At 73.1% G+C, this 18689-nt stretch carries 17 protein-coding genes and 1 tRNA gene; 6 read left to right on the forward strand and 12 right to left on the reverse strand.

Going from position 1 to position 18689, the window contains the following annotated elements; translation table 11 throughout:
• Window positions 1–69: 69 nt before the first annotated feature.
• Entirely contained in the window at window positions 70–996 is a 927-nt protein-coding gene (locus Athai_RS32240) for a phosphotransferase family protein (RefSeq protein ID WP_203964967.1), read from the reverse strand.
• A gap of 216 nt (window positions 997–1212) precedes the next feature.
• On the opposite strand from Athai_RS32240, the gene Athai_RS32245 reads away from it, so the two are divergent.
• Entirely contained in the window at window positions 1213–1677 is a 465-nt protein-coding gene (locus tag Athai_RS32245; RefSeq protein WP_203964968.1) for a hypothetical protein, read from the forward strand.
• A 164-nt stretch (window positions 1678–1841) separates the two neighbouring features.
• Window positions 1842–2258, forward strand: a complete 417-nt coding sequence (locus tag Athai_RS32250; protein ID WP_203964969.1) for an Imm10 family immunity protein — start codon at window positions 1842–1844, stop codon at window positions 2256–2258.
• 369 nt (window positions 2259–2627) lie between these two features.
• On the opposite strand, the gene Athai_RS32255 is transcribed toward Athai_RS32250, so the two are convergent.
• From Athai_RS32255 to Athai_RS32270, 4 genes are all read right to left on the reverse strand, one after another.
• Window positions 2628–3245: a DUF2625 family protein gene (locus Athai_RS32255; RefSeq protein WP_203964970.1), complete on the reverse strand. Its 618-nt coding sequence runs from the start codon at window positions 3243–3245 to the stop codon at window positions 2628–2630.
• Window positions 3246–3732: 487 nt separating this feature from the next.
• A tRNA-Gly gene (locus Athai_RS32260) sits at window positions 3733–3806 on the reverse strand.
• A gap of 108 nt (window positions 3807–3914) precedes the next feature.
• Window positions 3915–4334 (reverse strand): hypothetical protein, encoded by a 420-nt coding sequence (locus Athai_RS32265; RefSeq protein ID WP_203964971.1) that lies wholly within the window; start codon window positions 4332–4334, stop codon window positions 3915–3917.
• Complete coding sequence (locus tag Athai_RS32270) at window positions 4331–4867, reverse strand: pyridoxamine 5'-phosphate oxidase family protein (protein ID WP_203964972.1); 537 nt, start codon at window positions 4865–4867, stop codon at window positions 4331–4333. The genes Athai_RS32265 and Athai_RS32270 overlap by 4 nt, the downstream gene beginning before the upstream one ends.
• Window positions 4868–5223: 356 nt before the next feature.
• Here Athai_RS32270 and Athai_RS32275 point away from each other — a divergent pair, with 356 nt between their 5' ends.
• Window positions 5224–6387 (forward strand): alpha-hydroxy-acid oxidizing protein, encoded by a 1164-nt coding sequence (locus Athai_RS32275; protein ID WP_203964973.1) that lies wholly within the window; start codon window positions 5224–5226, stop codon window positions 6385–6387.
• A 21-nt stretch (window positions 6388–6408) separates the two neighbouring features.
• Here Athai_RS32275 and Athai_RS32280 read toward each other — a convergent pair whose 3' ends face one another.
• The 3 genes from Athai_RS32280 to Athai_RS32290 form a co-directional block, all read right to left on the reverse strand.
• Window positions 6409–6801: a VOC family protein gene (locus Athai_RS32280; RefSeq protein ID WP_203964974.1), complete on the reverse strand. Its 393-nt coding sequence runs from the start codon at window positions 6799–6801 to the stop codon at window positions 6409–6411.
• Between the two features lie 52 nt (window positions 6802–6853).
• Complete coding sequence (locus Athai_RS32285) at window positions 6854–8125, reverse strand: MFS transporter (RefSeq protein ID WP_203964975.1); 1272 nt, start codon at window positions 8123–8125, stop codon at window positions 6854–6856.
• A 181-nt stretch (window positions 8126–8306) separates the two neighbouring features.
• Window positions 8307–8891 (reverse strand): ArsR/SmtB family transcription factor, encoded by a 585-nt coding sequence (locus Athai_RS32290; RefSeq protein ID WP_203964976.1) that lies wholly within the window; start codon window positions 8889–8891, stop codon window positions 8307–8309.
• Window positions 8892–9155: 264 nt separating this feature from the next.
• On the opposite strand from Athai_RS32290, the gene dcd reads away from it, so the two are divergent.
• The 3 genes from dcd (at window position 9156) to Athai_RS32305 (ending at window position 13941) form a co-directional block, all read left to right on the forward strand.
• A complete protein-coding gene (gene dcd, locus Athai_RS32295; protein ID WP_203964977.1) occupies window positions 9156–9734 on the forward strand; it encodes a dCTP deaminase in 579 nt (192 codons plus the stop codon).
• 262 nt (window positions 9735–9996) lie between these two features.
• Window positions 9997–11925, forward strand: coding sequence for an N-acetylmuramoyl-L-alanine amidase (locus tag Athai_RS32300; RefSeq protein ID WP_239157297.1), 1929 nt, complete (start codon window positions 9997–9999; stop codon window positions 11923–11925).
• Window positions 11926–11988: 63 nt separating this feature from the next.
• Window positions 11989–13941 carry an N-acetylmuramoyl-L-alanine amidase gene (locus Athai_RS32305; RefSeq protein WP_203964978.1) on the forward strand — a complete coding sequence of 651 codons (1953 nt, stop codon included), beginning with the start codon at window positions 11989–11991 and terminating at the stop codon, window positions 13939–13941.
• 134 nt (window positions 13942–14075) lie between these two features.
• On the opposite strand, the gene Athai_RS32310 is transcribed toward Athai_RS32305, so the two are convergent.
• The 4 genes from Athai_RS32310 to Athai_RS32325 all read right to left on the reverse strand — a co-directional run bounded on the left by Athai_RS32310 (window position 14076) and on the right by Athai_RS32325 (window position 18589).
• Window positions 14076–15383 carry a DUF2254 domain-containing protein gene (locus tag Athai_RS32310; RefSeq protein ID WP_203964979.1) on the reverse strand — a complete coding sequence of 436 codons (1308 nt, stop codon included), beginning with the start codon at window positions 15381–15383 and terminating at the stop codon, window positions 14076–14078.
• 206 nt (window positions 15384–15589) lie between these two features.
• The gene (locus Athai_RS32315; protein WP_203964980.1) at window positions 15590–16627 is read right to left on the reverse strand and encodes a hemolysin family protein; all 1038 of its coding nucleotides are present in this window, start codon (window positions 16625–16627) and stop codon (window positions 15590–15592) included.
• Window positions 16628–16694: 67 nt separating this feature from the next.
• On the reverse strand, window positions 16695–18059 hold the full coding sequence (locus Athai_RS32320) for a hemolysin family protein (RefSeq protein ID WP_239157298.1): 1365 nt from the start codon (window positions 18057–18059) through the stop codon (window positions 16695–16697).
• The gene (locus tag Athai_RS32325) at window positions 18056–18589 is read right to left on the reverse strand and encodes a hypothetical protein (protein ID WP_203964981.1); all 534 of its coding nucleotides are present in this window, start codon (window positions 18587–18589) and stop codon (window positions 18056–18058) included. Before Athai_RS32325 ends, Athai_RS32320 begins: the two co-directional genes overlap by 4 nt.
• Between the last annotated feature and the right edge of the window lie 100 nt (window positions 18590–18689).

Below are 18689 nucleotides of genomic sequence, written 5' to 3' on the forward strand. Positions count from 1 at the left end.
CCGCCCAGCGGCAGGTGACTCCCCTCGCCGTTCCCCCGTCCGGCGCGCCAGCACGTCGGCCCCGTGGCGTCACGCGGTGAGCAGGGTGAGTTCGGCGTTCAGGAGGTCGGTGAGGCGGTCGTGGCGGCCGTCGGCGCGCGCGATTCCCCGGCTCGGGCCCTCGGTGATCATCAGGACGTAGAGGTGCAGCCGGTACAGCGACAGCCGGATCCGGGCCGCCGCGTCGAACGGCCCCGGCCGGTACCCGCGCAGGAACGGATGGTCCGGCTCGTCCTCGATGCGCCGGAACAGCGCCGGGGACACCAGATCCAGCAACGGATCCCCGTACAGGTGGCGCTCGCCGTCGACCAGCCCGGCGAGCCCACCGGACGGGGACACCAGTACGTTGCCGTCCCACAGGTCGAAGTGCAGCAGTGCCGGGCGGGTCGCCGCGGCCAGCACGTCGCGGTGCCGTTCGACGACCCCGTCCAGCGGCGGCAGCGGCACGTTCCACGCCGCGGCGTCGGCCCGCAGCGCGGCCACGATTCCGGTGAACGCCGCTGGCCAGTCCGGCGCGCTCGGCCGGCCCCCGGTGTACCCGAAGTACGGGCCGGAGATCTCGTGCACCGCGGCGACCGCGGCACCCAGCTCGGTACGGGCCCGGGGCGAGTCCGTCTCGGCCAGTGGGCGACCCGGCAGCAGCGTCGTGATGATCCAGTCGTCGGTCGCCGCCAGCACCGACGGCACCGGCACGGCGGGCGCCCGCTCGCGGACCAGCCGGAAGTACGTCGCCTCGGCCGCAACCAGGCCCCGCTCGTACCGGAGCACCGGCGTCCCCGGCGGCGGCCCCACCTTGACCACGACATCCCGGCCGTCGGTCAGCCTCACCCGCCAGACGGCGGCGAAGGTACCCCCGCTCAGCTCCGCCGCCGCGACGACGCCGACATCGCCCAGCCCCTCGGCCACCAGGGAACCGAGATCGCCTTGCGACAGCACACGTTGGGTCGGACTACGCACCGCCCGAGCCTAGATCCTCCCCTGACCGCGGCCCGCGGGTTCGCTGCGCTGGTGTGGGATCCGGCCTCGGGTGTCGAGCCGCGTACGCGAACGAGGAAGAAGCATGGTTCCGCATCCCGCCGAACCCGGCTGGGTCGGCTGCCGCGGACGTGCTGGATGCACGACCCGTGGTGCTGGCCTTGTGCTCGTCGAACGGCGTGCAGGAGCGTGTGCGGGGTGGACATCGAGGAACTGCTTCCCCACACCCGCACACCGCGCGACTACCTGGATCTCGTCGCCGATCCTCGCCTCGATCGGGACGCGTTGCGGGTGTTGGCCCGGAGCCCGTACTCGTTCGTGCGGCGTGCCGTGGCCCAGGACCCGCGTACCGATGCGGTGGCGCTGACCGAGCTGCTGGTCGGCGAGTTCGACACGTGGGAGCACAACTGCCTGCTTCGCCTTGTCGCGCAACACCCGCGCGCCGACCGTGCCGTCCTGCTCACGGTCCTGACGGACACGGCCGACCTGCTGAACCAACCCGACGCACGGCCCTACGCCGCCGCGATCGCGCTGGCCGGCCGCCCCGAGCTGGAACCCCACGAGGTCCGCCTCGTGCAGCGCCAACCAGGCGCCTCGCGGCGAATGCGCCGAGGCGTCGAGCGAGCGCTGGCACGACGACCACGCCCCCGCCCGACCGGCTGACACGATCCGTGTCGGCCATCCGGCACGGCTCTCCTCGCGGACCGCCACGACTTGGTTTGGCACCGGCCCGCTATCCGGCCGTCCGGGCGACAGCCAGGTAGCGGGCCGGTGCGTGGCTGTCCGGGCGACAGCCCCAGGACGGGCTGTTCTGGTAAGAACCTGTCATGACTTTTCGGTTCGTCGCGCGTACGGCCGGCGTGGAAGTGGACCCCGATGGCGACTTCACGGCCGCCGGGGTGGCCGAGGGTGCCGATGGCAGTGGGTTCATCCTGCTGTTCCAGTGCGCCGACGCCGAGCTCGACGAAGAGGATGTTGCGCTCGGGTTCGATACGCACTGCGTGGTCACGGCGAACGAGGGCGCCGCGTACGGGTGCGTGCGGGAAGCCGTGCTGGCCGGCAACGTGCTCACGGTGTCGCTCGACCGTTCGGCGTTGGAGGATCTTGGCCTTGACGATCCCGAGATCGAGGCGACGATCGAGGCCCCCGCCGACCAACTCGCGCAGCTTCGGGAACACCTGCCGCGCATCCTGGCGTACGGCCGGCCGGATGCGCTGCCCCGCCGAGTAGCCGTTCGAGCCTGACCGCGGGCGCCGATCTACCAGCATGCGACCTGCGAGTCGGAGTGGTTCATCGCCGAGGCAACCGGCGGGTCCCTTGCAGCGCCCCAGAGCCGGAGGCCCGCCCACTGATGCCCTGATGCCGAAGGGCTATGGCACGGCACATCGCCCACAAGATCAACTAGATGCCGTGGCAACACCGAGGGCCAGGTCGGGCGTGTGCCCCTGACCTGGCCTTCCGGTGTGGATCGGCTGACGGGAACCGAACCCGCGCCACGATCCTCCGTCAAGCCGTTGGTCTGCGCGTTCACGTGGCCGGTACCGGCCCGGACTGCCCCTCATTGGCCACCTCGAATGGCACGTCGCTGGGACGCGCGGGCGCTCCAGCGGGCGTCACTGTTGGTCGAGCTGCCGTGCCGTCTCGTGGTGGTAGGCGATCAGTTCGTCGATCGGTATCGGCTTGCGGGATGCGGTGGCGAGGTCCTGCCCTTCTGCGGACCAGGGTGGTGGCCAGGTGTGGATGCCTTGGTCGGGTCGCAGGGTGGAGACTTCGTCCTCCCAACCCGGCCAGCGGAGGTTCTCGTAGAAGCGGGTGAGCGAGCCGGTGAGGACGGCACTGAGCCAGTCGGCGTAGCCGGTACCGAGGTCCTGCCAACCGAGGTCGTCCGGTCCGAAGTAGTGCACCGTCGGAGGCTCGTCCGGCTGCGCGGGCATCCAGGTGAACTGTCCGCCCAGTACGTCGTGCGCGATCACCAGCATCCTGGTGGCAGGGTCGGCGGCGGTGGCGACGTCGGGCAGCGTGTCGGTACCGCCTCCGTTGACGCGCAACCAGCCGTGGTCGACGAGCAGCCCACCGCTGTACCGGGTGAGGGCTCCTAGCCATGACCGCGTGGTGATCCCCAGCGTCGACAGGCATCGTTCGGCCCGCGCGTCGTCGGTCGACAACAGGGCAGTCGGGTAGGGCGCCGATGCGATGGCGGCGCGCAGCTCGGGCCAGGCGGAGTCGGACACGGCAGTGAGCGTGGCACACCGGTGCGCACGAGGCGCCCTGAGGGACTCCGGTGCCGCCACTTGGTGGCAGCTCCCGGGTTCGGCCTTGGCGTCGATCGCCCGGGAGCACGGGCAACGGTGACCGCGCAGGGCGATCGCAGGCTGCTACCCCGGAGCGGTCTCGTGGTCCTGTGTCGCTGGGCCGTTCGGGCGCCAGTTCTGCCGCGGCGCTCCGGCCCCCCGGAGGCGTAGCCGGCGAGGCCGGGCCTTACTGCCGTCGCGCCGGCGCGACGCTTTGACCAGCACGCGACGTCGCAGGCGGACCGGGCATCGCTGATGCGCTCGACCGGACGCTTCTCGGCGGGGACGGCGACGAACCGGAGGACCCGCCCGCAGGTGCCCTGGTACCGGCCGGCTAAGGGCACGGTAATGGCACACAAGATCAACTAAACGCTGTGGAAACAGTGAAGGCCAGGTCGGGCGGGTGCCCTGACCTGGCCTTTCGGTGTGGAGCGGGTGACGGGAATCGAACCCGCACTGTCAGCTTGGGAAGCTGAAGTTCTGCCATTGAACTACACCCGCGTGCTCACCCAACCGGGTCGAGTGAACCGCTCACACTCTACAGGGCCGAGACGGGGGCGCCCGGCCCACCCCGGGGGAGGGTGGGCCGGGCGGGGGCGAGGAGTGCGGTCAGTGGTGGGTGCGGCGGTGCCGGCCCTGCGGGCCGTCGATGAGGCGACGGATCGAACCGGTCAGCCCACGGCGGCCGGCGCGCCGGTCCCGGTCCGGGCCGTCGGCGCGCCCCTGGTCGTCGCCGCTGCGCTGTGGCGGGATGAACGACGCGCCGCCGCCGTCCGCGGCGCGCATCGCGGACGCCAGGAACGCGCCGGAGCCCCAGGCCGGGTCGGCGGTGGCAGCGCCCGTCTCGCCCGCGGCGCCGGAGCCGCGGTCGCCCGGCGGCTCCGGCGCCTCGCGGGACGGGCCGACGGTGACGCCGAGCCAGCGGACGGACATGCTGGACAGCTCGGATCCGCTGCGGGAGTCGAGGTCGACGATCTCGCCGACCAGGGTGATGCCGGCGCCGGTGGCTGGTGCGGCGAAGCTGGTCACGGAGCCTCCATGATCGTGGCTGGTGCGGCAGGACGGTGGAGCGCGGTGGCGCTGCCTGGCGCGCTAGGCGCGCGCCAGACGGTGAGGTGGGCGGAGCCGGTGCCCGGACGGCCGGGCGTGACGGCCGGGCGGTCGCGGCGACCGACCATCGCGGCGTCGATGAGGAACTCGAACAGGCGCCAGTCGACCGTGCCGGCGGCGCGACCGAGCTGAGCCAATCGGGCCAGCCGACGGCGATCTCGAACGACGATCGCGCGACCCGCGAGATATGCCTCGTCGTCGCGGTCGTCGGCCGGGAACGCGTGCAGCGCGTAGCGCCCGTCGCGCTCCAGATCGCCCCGCTTCGGCGAGTCGATCAGGAAGCAGAACAGCCCGTCATCGGTGATCACCGGGCTGACCGGATGGACCCGCGGCCCGCCGTCGCGCCGGACCGTGGCGAGGAAGCCGAAGCCCTGCCCGAACTGGTGCACGAGGTCGCGGATGGCCTCGGCCAGCTCGGGTGCCGCGTCGGCGAACTCTGCCCAGGTGACCATGGGTCTCATTCTATCGAACATATGTTCGAACAACCACTGTTTTGGCCCCCCGTTCGGACGACCCGACCCCGACCCGACCCCGGCCCGGCCCGGCCCGACCCGACCCCGGCCCGACCCGACCCCGGCCCGACGCGTCGCCGCCGTCCTGGCCGGACGCCGCCCGGCGGTCCTTACCGCGGTGACCGGGTCGGTGAGCGCCAGCCGGAGCAGGATCGCGCCGGGTACCAGCACCGCCAGCGCCGGGCGCCGCCCCGGTGGTCGAGGCCGGGCGCCGGCCCGCGGTACCGAATCGGGCTGCCGGGCGGCGGACCGGCCGGTGAGGTGGCAGAGTCTCGCTGCGACGAGGAGGAGACCGCATGCCCGCATTCGGCGACTACCAGAACGAGCTCTACTTCCAGGCGTTGCTCGGCAGCCCGCCGGACCTGCCGGTGGCGTACGCCGAGCTGGCGGCGCGGGCGGAGCAGGCGTTGCCGCCGTCGGTCTGGTCGTACCTGGCGGGCGGTGCGGGCGACGAGCACACCCAGCGGGCCAACGTCGGCGCGTTCGAGCGCTGGGGGCTGGTGCCGCGGATGTTCGTCGGCGCGGCGCAGCGTGACCTCTCGGTACGACTGTTCGACCTGGACCTGCCGGCGCCGGTGTTCCTGGCTCCGATCGGCCTGCTCGGCCTGTGCAGCCAGGACGGGCACGGCGATCTGGCGGCGGCGCGGGCGGCGGCGCAGACCGGGGTACCGATGGTCGCGTCGACGCTGAGCGAGGATCCGCTGGAGGAGGTCGCCGGTGCGCTGGGGGCGACGCCGGGGCTGTTCCAGCTGTACACGCCGACCGATCGGGAGCTCGCCGCCAGCCTGGTGGGCCGGGCCGAAGCAGCGGGATACCAGGGGATCGTGGTCACGCTGGACACCTGGGTGACCGGGTGGCGGCCCCGCGATCTGGCGACGGGCAACTTCCCGCAGCTGCGCGGGAAGTGCCTGACGAACTACACGTCCGATCCGGTGTTCCGGCGGCTGCTGGACCAGCCGCCGGAGCAGGACCCGCGGGCCGCCGTACTCAAGTGGGTGCAGGTCTTCGGTAACCCGCTGACCTGGGACGACCTGCCGTGGTTGCGGTCGCTGACCACGCTGCCGCTGGTGGTGAAGGGCATCTGCCACCCGGACGACGCGCGCCGCGCGCTGGACGGCGGCGCCGACGCGGTCTACTGCTCGAACCATGGCGGCCGGCAGGCCAACGGCGGGTTGCCGGCCCTGGACGTACTGCCGGAGATCGTCGCGGCGAGCGCCGGCAAACCGGTGCTGTTCGACTCGGGGATCAGGTCCGGCGCGGACATCGCCAAGGCACTCGCGTTCGGCGCCACCGCGGTCGGCATCGGGCGGCCGTACGCGTACGGGCTGGCGTTGCGCGGCACCGCGGGCGCGGTGCACGTGCTGCGCTCGCTGCTCGCCGAGCTGGACCTGATCATGGCGGTCGACGGCTACCCGACCCTCGCCGACCTCACCCCGGACGCACTCCGCCGGGTCGGCTGACGCGTCGGCGGGCCCGGGCCGCTACCCGATCTCCTTGTGTACCGCCTCGATGTTGTTGCCGTCGGGATCGCTGACGAACGCGCAGTAGGCGCGGTACTCGCTCCAGAAGCGGGGCGCGTGCCGGGACGTGCCGCCGGCCGACACGGCGACCGCATGGAAGACGTCGACCGCGTCCCGGTCGTCCGCGGCGAACGCGAGGTGCATCCCGCGGGTGGTGTCCCTCGCCCGCTCCGCGGTCTCCAGCGACAGCGACGGGGTGTCCCGCTCCGGATGCCAGTACTCGGCCACCGTCTCGCTCCGGTGCCCGGCGACGATGCCGAGCGTCTCCAGCGCGGCGGTGTAGAACCGCTCGCTCGCCTCGAAGTCCGACGCGAACACGCCCACGTGATGGATGAAGGACGTCGATGCTTCCATGGCGGCGCAGCCTACCGAACGCACCGGGCCGCGCTGCGCCTTCGCACGCCGGCTACCCGGTCGTACCGGCCGGGTGCAGTTCGGCGCGCCGGAGGGCACGGGCGGCGAGGCCGACCGCGGCGGCGAGCAGGCAGATCGCGGCGCAGCCGAGGAAGAACGTGCCCGATCCCCAGGCGGCCACGGTGAGGCCGACCGCGGGGAACAGGATCGGCGTGAGCCCCAGGGTGAGCAGCGTGGTGACCGAGGTGATCCGGCCGAGGTAGCCGGGGTTCGCCTCGGTCTGCACCAGCGCACTGGTCAGGGTGCTGGTGATTCCGCTGGTCAACCCCATCGACCCGCCGAGCAGTACGGCGAGCGGCAGGCTCGGCGCGAGCCCGACCGCGGCGGTGTCCGCCGCCGTCAGGAGCAGCGCGCCGGCCGCGACCAGTCCGGCCCGCGGAATCCGCCGGCGCAGCGCGACCAGCAGCGCGGCGGCGGCACCACCGACGCTGAACGCGCCGGCGATCCAGCCCATCCCGGTCGCGCCCCAGCCGCGCTCGTCGGCGAGCAGCACCAGACCGAGGGCGACCGGGCCGCTGAAGCACATCTCGCTCAGCCCGACGACCACGACCAGCGGCGCCAACACCCGGTGGCCGCGCAGGTAGCGCAGGCCCTCGCCGAGCCCGCGCCAGGCCGGTACCCGGTCGGGGCCGGTCCGGGTGCCCTGCGCGCCGGCGGTCAGCGCGGTCGACGCCCCGGTGGTGCGCACCACGAGCAGCAGGACCAGGGAGACCGCGAACAGCGCGCTGGCCGCGGCGAACGCGGCCGGGGAGCCGCCGGCCGCGAGGACGACGCCGGCCAGCACCGGACCGACCGCGTTGCTCAGCCGGACCGACAGCCCGCGCATCCCCTGCAGCCGGGCGAGCTGGTCGGCCCGGGTGATTCGCGGCGGGAGCGCGCCGACCGCCGGCATGAACAGCGCGTCCACCACCCCGAAGAGCACCGCGACGGCGATCAGCACCCCGATGCCCGGCGAGGTCAGCAGGATCAGCGCGGCGACGGCGCCGATCACGACGCAGCGGGTGGTGTCGCTGGCGATCGCGATCCGGCGCGGCCCGAACCGGTCGGCGACCACGCCACCAGCGAGCATGAGCACCGCCCGGGGCACCGCGCCGCACGCCACCACGAGCCCGACGTACGAAGGGCCGGCGATCCGGGTGGCGGCCCAGGACAGCGCCAGGAAGTACACCACGTCGCCGGTCACCGAGGCGGTGTACGCGGTGAGCCAGCGCAGCACGTTCGGATCGCGGTGCGCTGGCCGGGCGACCACGGTCGGGGTGCTCACGAGCGTCCCGGCGGCGCGCCGGTGCTCGTGCGGTGGGCCCGCGCCGGGTGCCCGTCGGGCACGCTCGCATGGTGGGGCCGCGCCGCCCGAGCGGTGTGGTCGCTCGTGCGGTGGGACGGCGCTGCGCCCGCGGTGCGCTCGCTCGTGCGGTGGGACGGCGCTGCGCCCGCGGTGCGCTCGCTCATTCCGGCGCTCCGCCGAGTGGCACCGTGCCCGGCACCGGGAACGCCTGGACCTGTACCGACACCGGTACGCCGGCCGCGCTGGCGGGCGCGTCCCGGTACCGGCGGATCACGTCGAACAGCTCGGCGCGCAGCCGGGCCACCTCGGCGGGGGCGAGCGTGAGCGTGAAGTCCCCGTACGTGCTGACGTCGGCCCACTCCGGTGGCAGCAGCGGCACCTCCTCCGCCGCCCGGCGCAGTTGCTCGATGCGGGACAGCACCAGCGCGTGCGTGTACGACCGGCCGGCCGCCCGTTGCTCGGCGGGTCCGGCGGACGGGTCGTGGATCGACTGCCGGTGCGCCGCCCTCCACCACCGGTCCCGGCCGGTACCGAGGTCCGCGTCCTCGACGATCAGCCCGCCGGCGGCGAGGCGGCGCAGATGGTAGCTGGCCGCTCCCGGGTTGATGCCCAGCTCGGCGGCGATGCCGGTGGCCGTCGCCGGACCGCGTTCGCGGAGCAGGTTGAGCACGGTCAGCCGCACCGGGTGGGCCAGCACCCGCAGCGTCGCGGTGTCCAGGCGGATGTCGGGGCCCTGATCGTCCATGGCCGTGACGGTACACCTACAACAGATGTTTCAAAACATCTCTTGTAGGTTTTCCTCGCCGGCCAGGCCCGCGGAACGAGCCGTGCCGCGGCCAGGCCCGCGGAACGAGCCGTGCCGCGGCCAGGCCCGCGGAACGAGCCGTGCCGCGGTCGGGCCCGCGCAACGACAGAACGAGCCGGCTACCGCGGAACGGGCCGGGCCGGCGTGGCGGCGCCGCCGGGGCCGGTGCGGGTGCCACCCCGGCGCGGTCGGTACGCTGCGCGAATGTTGCTGTCCGACCGGGATCTGGCCAAGGAGATCGACGGCGGCCGGCTGCGCCTCGACCCGTACGATCCGGCGCTGATCCAGCCGTCCAGCATCGACGTGCGGCTGGATCGCTGGTTCCGGGTGTTCAACAACTCGCGGTACACGCACATCGACCCGGCCCGCCAGCAGGACGACCTGACCAGCCTGCGCGAGGTGCCGGACGGCGAGCCGTTCGTGCTGCACCCGAACGAGTTCGTGCTGGCCTCGACACTGGAAGTCGTGACGCTGCCGGACGACCTGGCCGGCCGGCTGGAGGGCAAGTCGAGCCTGGGCCGGCTGGGGCTGCTGACGCACTCCACCGCCGGGTTCATCGACCCGGGTTTCTCCGGCCACGTGACGCTGGAGCTGTCCAACGTGGCGAACCTGCCGATCATGCTGTGGCCGGGGATGAAGATCGGGCAGTTGTGCCTCTTCCGGCTGTCCTCGCCCGCCTCGGCGCCGTACGGCTCGGCCGTCTACGGCTCGCGCTACCAGGGCCAGCGCGGCCCGACACCGAGCCGTTCCTGGCAGAACTGGCGCACCTGGCCCACCAGCTGACCCCCGTCCCGCTCCGGCCGCCGCCCCGCCTCGGCCCGGCAGCGGGCCGTGATGCCCGCCGCCGCTCACCGGGGTGTTTTCCGCCGCTTCGGTAGGGGCTGCCGTTACCGGCCGGTGAAAAATTCTTCCAAAACCCACCCCTTGGACCGGCGGGTGTTGACGTCGGCGCAAGGTCGGACAAGTGTGTCCACAAGCGGTTAGCGTCTGATCAACCGCCATACCCGAAACGACGGGTGACCATCGCCGACGAGGAGATGAGGCTGTGCGACGCATCGTTCGAGTTGCCGCGGTCGCCGCGGCCGGAGTGCTCGGCGCCGGGGCCATGGCCACCGGCGCCGGCGCGCAGGACACGCCCGGGACCGCCCGGCGCCAGGCCGAGTTCGCCGCGGCGGCGAGCCGCGCCGGAGTACCGGCCGACGTGCTGCTCGCGGTGTCCTACCAGGAGACGCGCTGGGAGGCGCACGGCGGCGCGCCGAGCACCTCGGGCGCGTACGGGCCGATGGCGCTCACCGACGTGGCCGCCGCGACCCGGGGCGCGAAGGGCACCGCGCCGGAGCGGAGCCAGCGCGGTGACGGCGTGGTCCGCCCGAGCGCCGCGGCCGGCGGCAGCACCGCCGACGGCGCCGCCCGGCACACCGCCCGTACCGCGGCTGCGCTGCTCGGGGTGGATCCGGCGACGGTGCGCGGCGACGAGGCCAGCAACATCGACGGCGGCGCCGCGCTGCTCGCGAAGTACGCCCGCGACCTGGGGCACGGCAGCCTGCCCGGCGACGTCGGCGGCTGGTACGGCGCGGTCGCGAAGTACGCGCAGGCAACCACGGAGCAGGGCGCGCAGAGCTTCGCCGACTCGGTGTACGCGACCATCGCCGCCGGCGCGCACGCCACCACCGCGGACGGCCAGCGCCTGACGTTGACCGCCCGCAAGGTGACGCCGAAGCGCGCCGAGGTGGCGGAGCTGGGCCTGCCGAAGCCGGCCAGCAGCCGCCGGCCGGAGTGCCCGCGGGTGCTCGACTGCGACTTCGTACCGGCCGCGTACCAGCTCGACGGCGACGGCTCGAACCCGCGCAACTACGGCAACTACGACGTCGCCGACCGGCCGAAGCAGGTCAAGATCGACACGATCGTGCTGCACGACACCGAGGAGACGTTCTCCGACACCCTCGACACGTTCACCAACCCGGCGAGCTACGTGTCCGCGCACTACGTGGTCCGGTCCAACGACGGGCACGTGACGCAGATGGTGCCCACCAAGGACGTGGCCTGGCAGGCCGGCAACTGGTACATCAACTCGCACTCGATCGGCATCGAGCAGGAGGGGTTCGCGGTCCAGGGCGCGACCTGGTTCACCGAGCCGCTGTACCACTCGACCGCGGCGCTGGTCCGTTACCTCGCCGCGAAGTACGACGTGCCGCTGGACCGGCAGCACATCCTCGGCCACGAGAACGTGCCGGGCATCAGCGCCGCCGGCATCCCGGGCATGCACTGGGACCCGGGCCCGTTCTGGGACTGGAACCACTTCATGAACCTGCTCGGCCGGCCGACGATCCCGCTGCCGGGACGGCACGTCGTGACGATCGACCCGCGGTTCGCGGCGAACAGGCAGCAGGTGCGCGACTGCGAGCAGAACCAGCCGGTGGCCGAGCAGGGCAGCTCGTTCGTCTGGCTGCGTACCGGGCCGAGCGACGACGCGCCGCTGTTCGACGACCCGGGGCTGGACCCGCAGCAGACCGGCGGTACCGACTGCGCCGCCGACTGGGGCGACAAGGCCAGCGCCGGCCAGCAGTACGTGGTGGCCGGGCGGCACGGCAAGTGGATCGCGATCTGGTACGACGGGGCGAAGGTGTGGTTCGACGGCACCCGCGCGGCGTCGCCGTCCCGGGCGCTGGTGGTCCGGCCGAAGCCGGGTAAGGACAGCATCCCGACCTACGGCGTCGCCTACCCGGAGAAGTCCGCCTTCCCGGCCGACATCCCCCCGGTGAGCATCAGCCCGCTCACCTACACCATCCACTCCGGACAGTCCTATGTGTACGGAGGCCGGGCGGTCACCGACTACTACTACGCGAAGACGATCGACGACAGCATCCCGGGCGATCACACCGACGTGCACGGCCACGACCGGTACCTGCGCATCCAGCTGGGCCACCGGATCGCGTTCGTGAACGCCGCCGACGTGGTCGTCGTCCCCGCCTGACAGCCATTGCCCGCCCCGGGGTGACGCCGTCACCCCGGGGCGGCTCCGTGAGGGAGGAACCCGATGCACCGACCGCCATCCCGAAGACTCGCCGCCGCGTTCGCGGCCACCGCCGGCCTGGTCGCCCTGGTACCGGCAGCGGCCGGTACGGCGGCGCCGGCGCCGACCGCGACCGGGGCCGACCGGCAGCAGCAGTTCGCCGCCGCCGCGGCCCGCCACCACGTGCCGCTGTCCGTCCTGCTGGGAGTCTCCTACCTGGAGTCCCGGTGGGACGCGCACCCGGGCCAGCCGAGCAGCGCCGGCGGGTACGGCCCGATGCACCTGACCGACGTGTCCCGGGTCGCCGCGCCGACCGCGCGCGGCGACGCCCGTGGCGACGGTGCGCGGCCGATGACCACGCCGGCCCGGCCGGCCGGTACCACCGACGACCCGGCGCTGCACACGATGGACGCGGCCGCCGCGCTGACCGGGGCGAGCACCAGCACCCTGCGGACCGACCCGGCGGCCAACATCGACGCCGGTGCCGCGCTGCTCGCCGACTACCAGCGGCAGCTCGGCGCGACGGGCAGCGCCGCCGCCGACTGGTACGGCGCGGTCGCCCGCTACTCCGGCGCCACCGACGCGGCCGGCGCGCGCGAGTTCGCCGACGAGGTGTACCAGGTCATCCGCGACGGCGAGGCCCGCCGCACGGACAGCGGCGACCCGGTACGGCTGGCCGCGCAGCCGTCGGTGGCCCCGAAGACCGGCCAGCTCGCGGCGCTGCACCTGGCCGAGGCGAAGGCCGACGCGGACACCCCGAAGCCGGCGTGCCCGGCCAGCATGGACTGCGACTTCGTGCCGGCCGCCTACGCGCTGAACAGCGCGGACAAGGCCGACTACGGCAACTACGACACCGCGGACCGGCCGAGCAAGCTGAAGATCCAGTACATCGTCATCCACGACAACGAGGGCTACTACAACGGCACCCTGAGCTGGTTCCAGAACCCGGCGGCGTACGCGGCGGCGCACTACGAGCTGCGCAGCTCCGACGGCCACGTGACGCAGATGGTGCGCAACACCGACGTCGCCTGGCAGGCCGGCAACTGGTACATCAACGCGCACTCGATCGGCATCGAGCACGAGGGGTTCGCCGCCACCGGCGCGACCTGGTACACCGAGGCGATGTACCGGCAGTCCGCGAAGCTGGTGCGCTACCTCGCCGCGAAGTACCGGATCCCGCTGGACCGGCAGCACATCATCGGGCACGACAACGTACCGGCCACCACCGCCGGCGGGATCCGGAACATGCACTGGGACCCGGGCCCCTACTGGGACTGGAACCACTACATGGAGCTGGTGCGCGGGCACACCCAGCGCGGCAGCCGGCACGGCGGCCTGGTGACGATCTCGCCCGACTTCGCCACCAACCAGCAGCCGGTCACCGGGTGCGACAAGTCCGGTTCCGGCACCCCGTGCGCGGCGCAGGGCACCAACTTCGTCTACCTGCACACCGGGCCGAGCGCCGACTCGCCGCTGGTGTCCGACCCGGGCCTGCACGCCGGCCCCGGTACCACCGACATCGCCGACTGGGCGGCCCGCGCGGTCGACGGCCAGCAGTTCGCGCTCGCCGGCCGGTCCGGTGACTGGACCGCGATCTGGTACGCGGGGGTCAAGGCGTGGTTCCTCGACCCGCACCGCAGCCGCACCGCGACCGCGGCGCACGGGTTCGTCGCGACGCCGAAGCGCGGCGCCACGGTGCCGATCTACGGCAAGGCGTACCCGGAGGCGAGCGCCTACGACGGCACGGCCGTGCCGGTGCAGTCGGTCACCGATCTCGGCTACACGATGAGCGCCGGGCAGCGCTACCCGCTGGGGTTGACCAACGTGGTCACCGATTACTACTACGCGAAGACGATCGACAGTTCGTTGCCGGACGACCACACCGTCGTGGTCGGGCACGACCGGTACTACGAGATCCAGTTCGGGCACCGGATCGGCTTCGTCCGCGCCGACCAGGTGACGGTACGGCCCGTGTAACGCGCTGGCACGATGCCGGGGTGGACGAACGGCCAGCCCCGTACGCCGCGGCAACCCGGCGCAGCCGCGGGAAGGTCGGCGGCAACCCGGCGCAGGCGCGGGAAGGGGCGACGCCCCTCCCACGCCTGCGCCGGTCAGGCAGCCGACGGCGGCGGCGGGCCCGGGTCGTCGGTCGCGCCGAGGCCCTGCCCGTCGCTGGCCGCCGCGACGAGCCGGTCCGACTCCTCGTGGAACATCCGTCCGGCGGACGCGTTCAACGTCGCCAGCTCCGCGTCGATCGCCGGCCACCGGATTTCCGGGACCGCGGCGCGAACGTTGCGCAGCAGCGCGCGTAGCCGGCGCACCACCTGGATCGAGCCGGCGCCGAACTGGCGGGTCTCGTCGATCGCCAGGCTCAGGTAGTCCTCCCAGGACGGCACCCGGTACCGGACCCGGACCGAGCCGGTGGCGTCGACACCGACGCCCGGTCCGAGCCGGCGGCCACCGATCTGCCGCAACAGCAGCTCGATCTGGTCGAGCGCCTGGCCCGACGTCGTCGGGTCGTTCACACCCGGCGACAGCGCCTTGGCCGAGATGTCCGCGAGCAGGCGGAAGGCGAACGCCGGATCGTGCCGGAGGTTCCGCTCGTCGCCGGTCGCCACCGTCGAGCGCAGCCAGTCGTCGCCGATGGCGGCGGCGCGGTCCCCGTACAGCCGGAACAGCGGTGCCCCGTCGGCGACCAGGTCACCGAACCGGGGCACGAACTCGATCACCGCGTCGGCCTGCCGGGCCCGCTCGACCAGGCTCGGCAGGTCGACGCTCTGCACGATCGCCGGACCACCGCGGTAACCGACGGCCCGCGCCGGGTCTCCGGGTTCCGGGCCGGGCGACTCGGTGGCCCCGGCCGGATCCGGGTACATCCGGTCCATCACCCGCCGCGCGTCGCGGCCGAGATCGGCGAGCACCGCGGCCACCCGCAGCCCCTGCGTGGTGCGGCTGAGCAGCCGCAGGAACATCAGCATGCTCAACAGCAGAAGGAGCAGCCCGACCGAGATCGAGTTGTCCGGGACGAAGTTCGCATCGTTCCCGGTGCCCACCACGCGCAACACCATCAGCGCGTACACGAAGGTCGCCATGAAGGTGCCGAGCGCCATCTTGGTGGTCGGATCGCGCAGGAACCGCCGCAACATCCGCGGCGAGAACTGGTTCGAACCGAACTGCACGGCCAGCAGCAGGATCGAGAAGACGAAACCGGTGAAGGTGATCATGCCGCTGGCGACGGCCCCCAGCACGCCGCGGGCGGCGTCCGAGCCGAACCGGATCCCGATCGTGGCGGTGGTGTGCCGGTCGACGTCGGGCATGACGACCGCCAACACCACGGCCAGCACGACGCACCCGAACGGGACGATCCACAGCGTGTTGCGCAGGTACTCGTAGACCCGCCAGCGAGTACGCCATGACACCAGTGACCGGCCGGATTTCGGCATCGCCCCGTCCCCGTTCCTCGGCCCGCGCTGCAGCGCGCCGCGAACCGCCGACGCCGCCCCACCTCAGCCCGGTCCGGGCGCTCCGATCGCCCGCTGGCGGCCACACCGGCACCCGCGACGTGCCCGTACTCAGGCTAATCGGCCCGGAAACCGCCGATCGTCGAACAACGGAAACCGGGTCGTCAGCGGGTTCGGGGGGCGGCGGACTCGGAGGTACCGACGACGGCGGACAGCACGTCGTCGAGGGTGACGATGCCGATGGGCGCACCCTCGGTACCGACCAGGGCGATGTGGTGCCGGCCGCGGCGCATCGACAGCAGCAGGTCGGCGAGCGTCCGGTTCGGTGCCACCACCGGCAGCGGCCGGATCGCGGTCGCCGGCAGCGGCTTGCGCCGGGCCGGGCCGGTCACCTCCAGCACGTCCTTGACGTGGATGAACCCGAGCACCCGGCGGGACGACCGGGCCACCACCGGGAACCGGGACCGGTGGGTGCGGTTCGCGGTCAGCTCCAGCGCCGCCGGTGAGATGTCGTCCGGCACCGCCACCACGTCCATCCACGGCAGCAGCGCGTCGGCCGCGGTCAGCCGGCCCAGCGCCAGCGCGCCGGCGAGCCGGGCGTGCTCCGGCTCGGCCAGCAGCCCCTCGGTACGCGACTCGCTGACCAGCCCGGCGAACTCGTCGGCGTTGAAGACCGACTTCGCCTCGTCCGGCGGCTCGATCCGGAACAGCTTGAGTACCAGCCGGGCCAGCCACTGCACGGCCATCAGCACCGGGCGGGTGATCGTGCAGAACCCGAGCAGCGGCGGCGCCAGCCACAGCACCGCGCGTTCCGGCCCGACCAGGGTCAGGTTCTTCGGCACCATCTCGCCCAGCACCGTGTGCAGGTAGGTGACGATCGCGAGCGCCAGCACGAACGACACCGGATGCACCAACCCGTCCGGTACGTGCACCGCCTCGAACGGGATCCGCAGCAGCCGGGCGAACGCCGGCTCGGCCGCGGCACCCAGCCCCAGCGAGCAGATCGTCACGCCCAGCTGGGTACCGGCCACCATCAGCGGCAGCTGGCTCATCGCGGACAGCGTCCACCGGCCGCGCCGCGATCGGCCCGCCTCCGCCTCGATCTGGGTACGCCGGGAGGCGATGATGGCGAACTCGCCGGCCACGAAGAACGCGTTGCCGGCCAGCAGCACCACCGTGACGACCAGCGCCCCGACACTCACCGTGACACCTCCACGCCCGTACCGCCACGTGACGCCCGCGTCGACGCCGTGCGCCGGTTCGGGGCGGTCACGACGGGTCCTGCGGGACGTACTCGCTGGGCGGCTCCCAGCCGACCGGCGGCTGCACCCGGACCTGCTCGATCCGGTGCTTCTCCACCGACGTGACGGTGAACTCCCAGCCGTCGTGCTCGGCGCTCTCCCCGGCGACCGGGATGTGCCCCAGCTGGGCCAGCACGAACCCGGCGAGCGTCTCGTACGGCCCGTCGGGCAGCCGGAAGCCGCACTGCTCGTACAGCTCGTCGGCGCGCAACACGCCGGGCACCAGCTTCGCCGGGTCGACACCGGGCGCGGTGATCTCCACCGCCTGCGCCGACGCCGACTCCTCCTCCGGCCGGTCGTACTCGTCCTCGATGTCGCCGACGAGTTCCTCGACCAGGTCCTCCAGGCTCACCACGCCGTCGGTACCGCCGTACTCGTCGACCACCACGGCCAGGTCGCGACCGCCCTGCCGCAGCGCCTCCAGCACCTTGTCCAGCCGCAGGCTCTCCGGCACGAAGACCGGCTCGCGCGCGTAGCGCCGGACCAGCGTGGCCCGCCGCTGATCCGGCGGTACCGCGAGCACGTCGGAGATGACCGCGACCCCGACGATCGAGTCGAGCGTGTCCACGTACACCGGGAAGCGGCTGCGCCCCGACTCGTTGGCCAGCGCCAGCATGTCGGTGACGGTCGACTCGGCCGGCAGCGCCACCACGTCGACCCGGGGCGTCATCGCCTCCGCCGCCCGCTTGTCACCGAACCGGATCGTCCGCTGCACCAGCATCGCGGTCTCCCGCGGCAGCGCCCCGGCCCGCGCCGACATCGCGGCCAGCAACCCCAGCTCCTCCGCGGACCGGGCGCTCGCCAGCTCCTCCTGCGGCTGCACCCCGAACCGGCGCACCACCGCGTTCGCCGAGCCGTTCAGGATCCGGATCAGCCACCCGAAAACCGCCGAGAAGCCGCGCAGGATCGGGGTCACCGCCCGAACCGCGCCCATCGGCCGGGCCAGCGTCGCGTTCTTCGGGATCAGCTCACCGAACAGCATCGAGAACAGCGTCGCGATCACCAGCGCCAGCACCGCGGCGATGTTCGCCGCGACCTCGCCACCCAGGCCGTCGAACAGCGGCCGGAGCAGCCTCGCCAGCGCGGGCTGGGCCAGGTAGCCGGTCAGCAGCGCGGACAGCGTGACCCCCAGCTGCGCCCCGGACAGCTGGAACGACAGCCGGCGAAACGCCGCGAGTACCTGCCGGGCCCGCCGGTCGCCGCCGGTCGCCTGCCGCTCGATGGTGGCCCGGTCTGCTGTCACCAGCGCGTACTCGGCCACCACGAAGAAGGCGTTCGCCCCGGTGAGCAGCACGAATGCGGCCAGCGGTAGAACCGTCGACAGCGTGATCACCCGTCCGAGTCGACGCGGGCGCTGGCCACCTGGGTCACGGTCGAGCCGTCGATCCGGAACAGTCGCAGGTGGTACTCGCCGGTCGGGAACGGCATGGCGAAGTGCCCGATGTACCGGCAGCCGGACAGCGTCGCGGGCTGCCGCACCACGAACGCCTTGCCGTCCGCCATCGACTCGCTGCCGACCGGCTGGACGGTCCCGCCGACCACCCGGGCGGACGTGGCGCCGAAGGTCACCGCGTACTCGGCGGTCCTGCCGGTGGCCGCCCAGTACACCGGGTTGCCCTTCTTGACGTGGCCGACCGAACCGGTGATCTTGGGCGTGCCACACTGCGCCTTCGGCGGCCAGGTGCCGTGCCGGGCGGCGAGCGCCACCGCACCGACGAACACCACCACGATCAGCACCGCCAGCAGCACCCGAGGCTGGTACCAGATCGGTGGCCGGTGCCGCTGCCAGATCGGCTGGTCCGGATCGTCCGGCTGTTCGGAGGGCTCGTCGTCACCCGGCTGCAGCGGGTCGTCGCGCAGCACGGGGTGCTTCCCGTTCGCCCGGCCGGCCGCGGCCGGGGCGGGCTCGGCCGACGATCGACCCGGACCAGGTCGATCGTCGCCGCCGGCTGCGTGCTCCACG

Source organism: Actinocatenispora thailandica, assembly GCF_016865425.1.
Lineage (GTDB): Bacteria > Actinomycetota > Actinomycetes > Mycobacteriales > Micromonosporaceae > Actinocatenispora > Actinocatenispora thailandica.

What these genes read in the sequence shown, in the direction of transcription:
- Athai_RS32290 (WP_203964976.1), bottom strand. Translation starts at nt 8,891, where the DNA reads ATGGACGATCAGGGCCCCGACATCCGCCTGGACACCGCGACGCTGCGG.
- Athai_RS32270 (WP_203964972.1), bottom strand. Translation starts at nt 4,867, where the DNA reads ATGGTCACCTGGGCAGAGTTCGCCGACGCGGCACCCGAGCTGGCCGAG.
- Athai_RS32280 (WP_203964974.1), bottom strand. Translation starts at nt 6,801, where the DNA reads ATGGAAGCATCGACGTCCTTCATCCATCACGTGGGCGTGTTCGCGTCG.
- Athai_RS32305 (WP_203964978.1), top strand. Translation starts at nt 11,989, where the DNA reads ATGCACCGACCGCCATCCCGAAGACTCGCCGCCGCGTTCGCGGCCACC.
- Athai_RS32250 (WP_203964969.1), top strand. Translation starts at nt 1,842, where the DNA reads ATGACTTTTCGGTTCGTCGCGCGTACGGCCGGCGTGGAAGTGGACCCC.
- dcd (WP_203964977.1), top strand. Translation starts at nt 9,156, where the DNA reads ATGTTGCTGTCCGACCGGGATCTGGCCAAGGAGATCGACGGCGGCCGG.
- Athai_RS32275 (WP_203964973.1), top strand. Translation starts at nt 5,224, where the DNA reads ATGCCCGCATTCGGCGACTACCAGAACGAGCTCTACTTCCAGGCGTTG.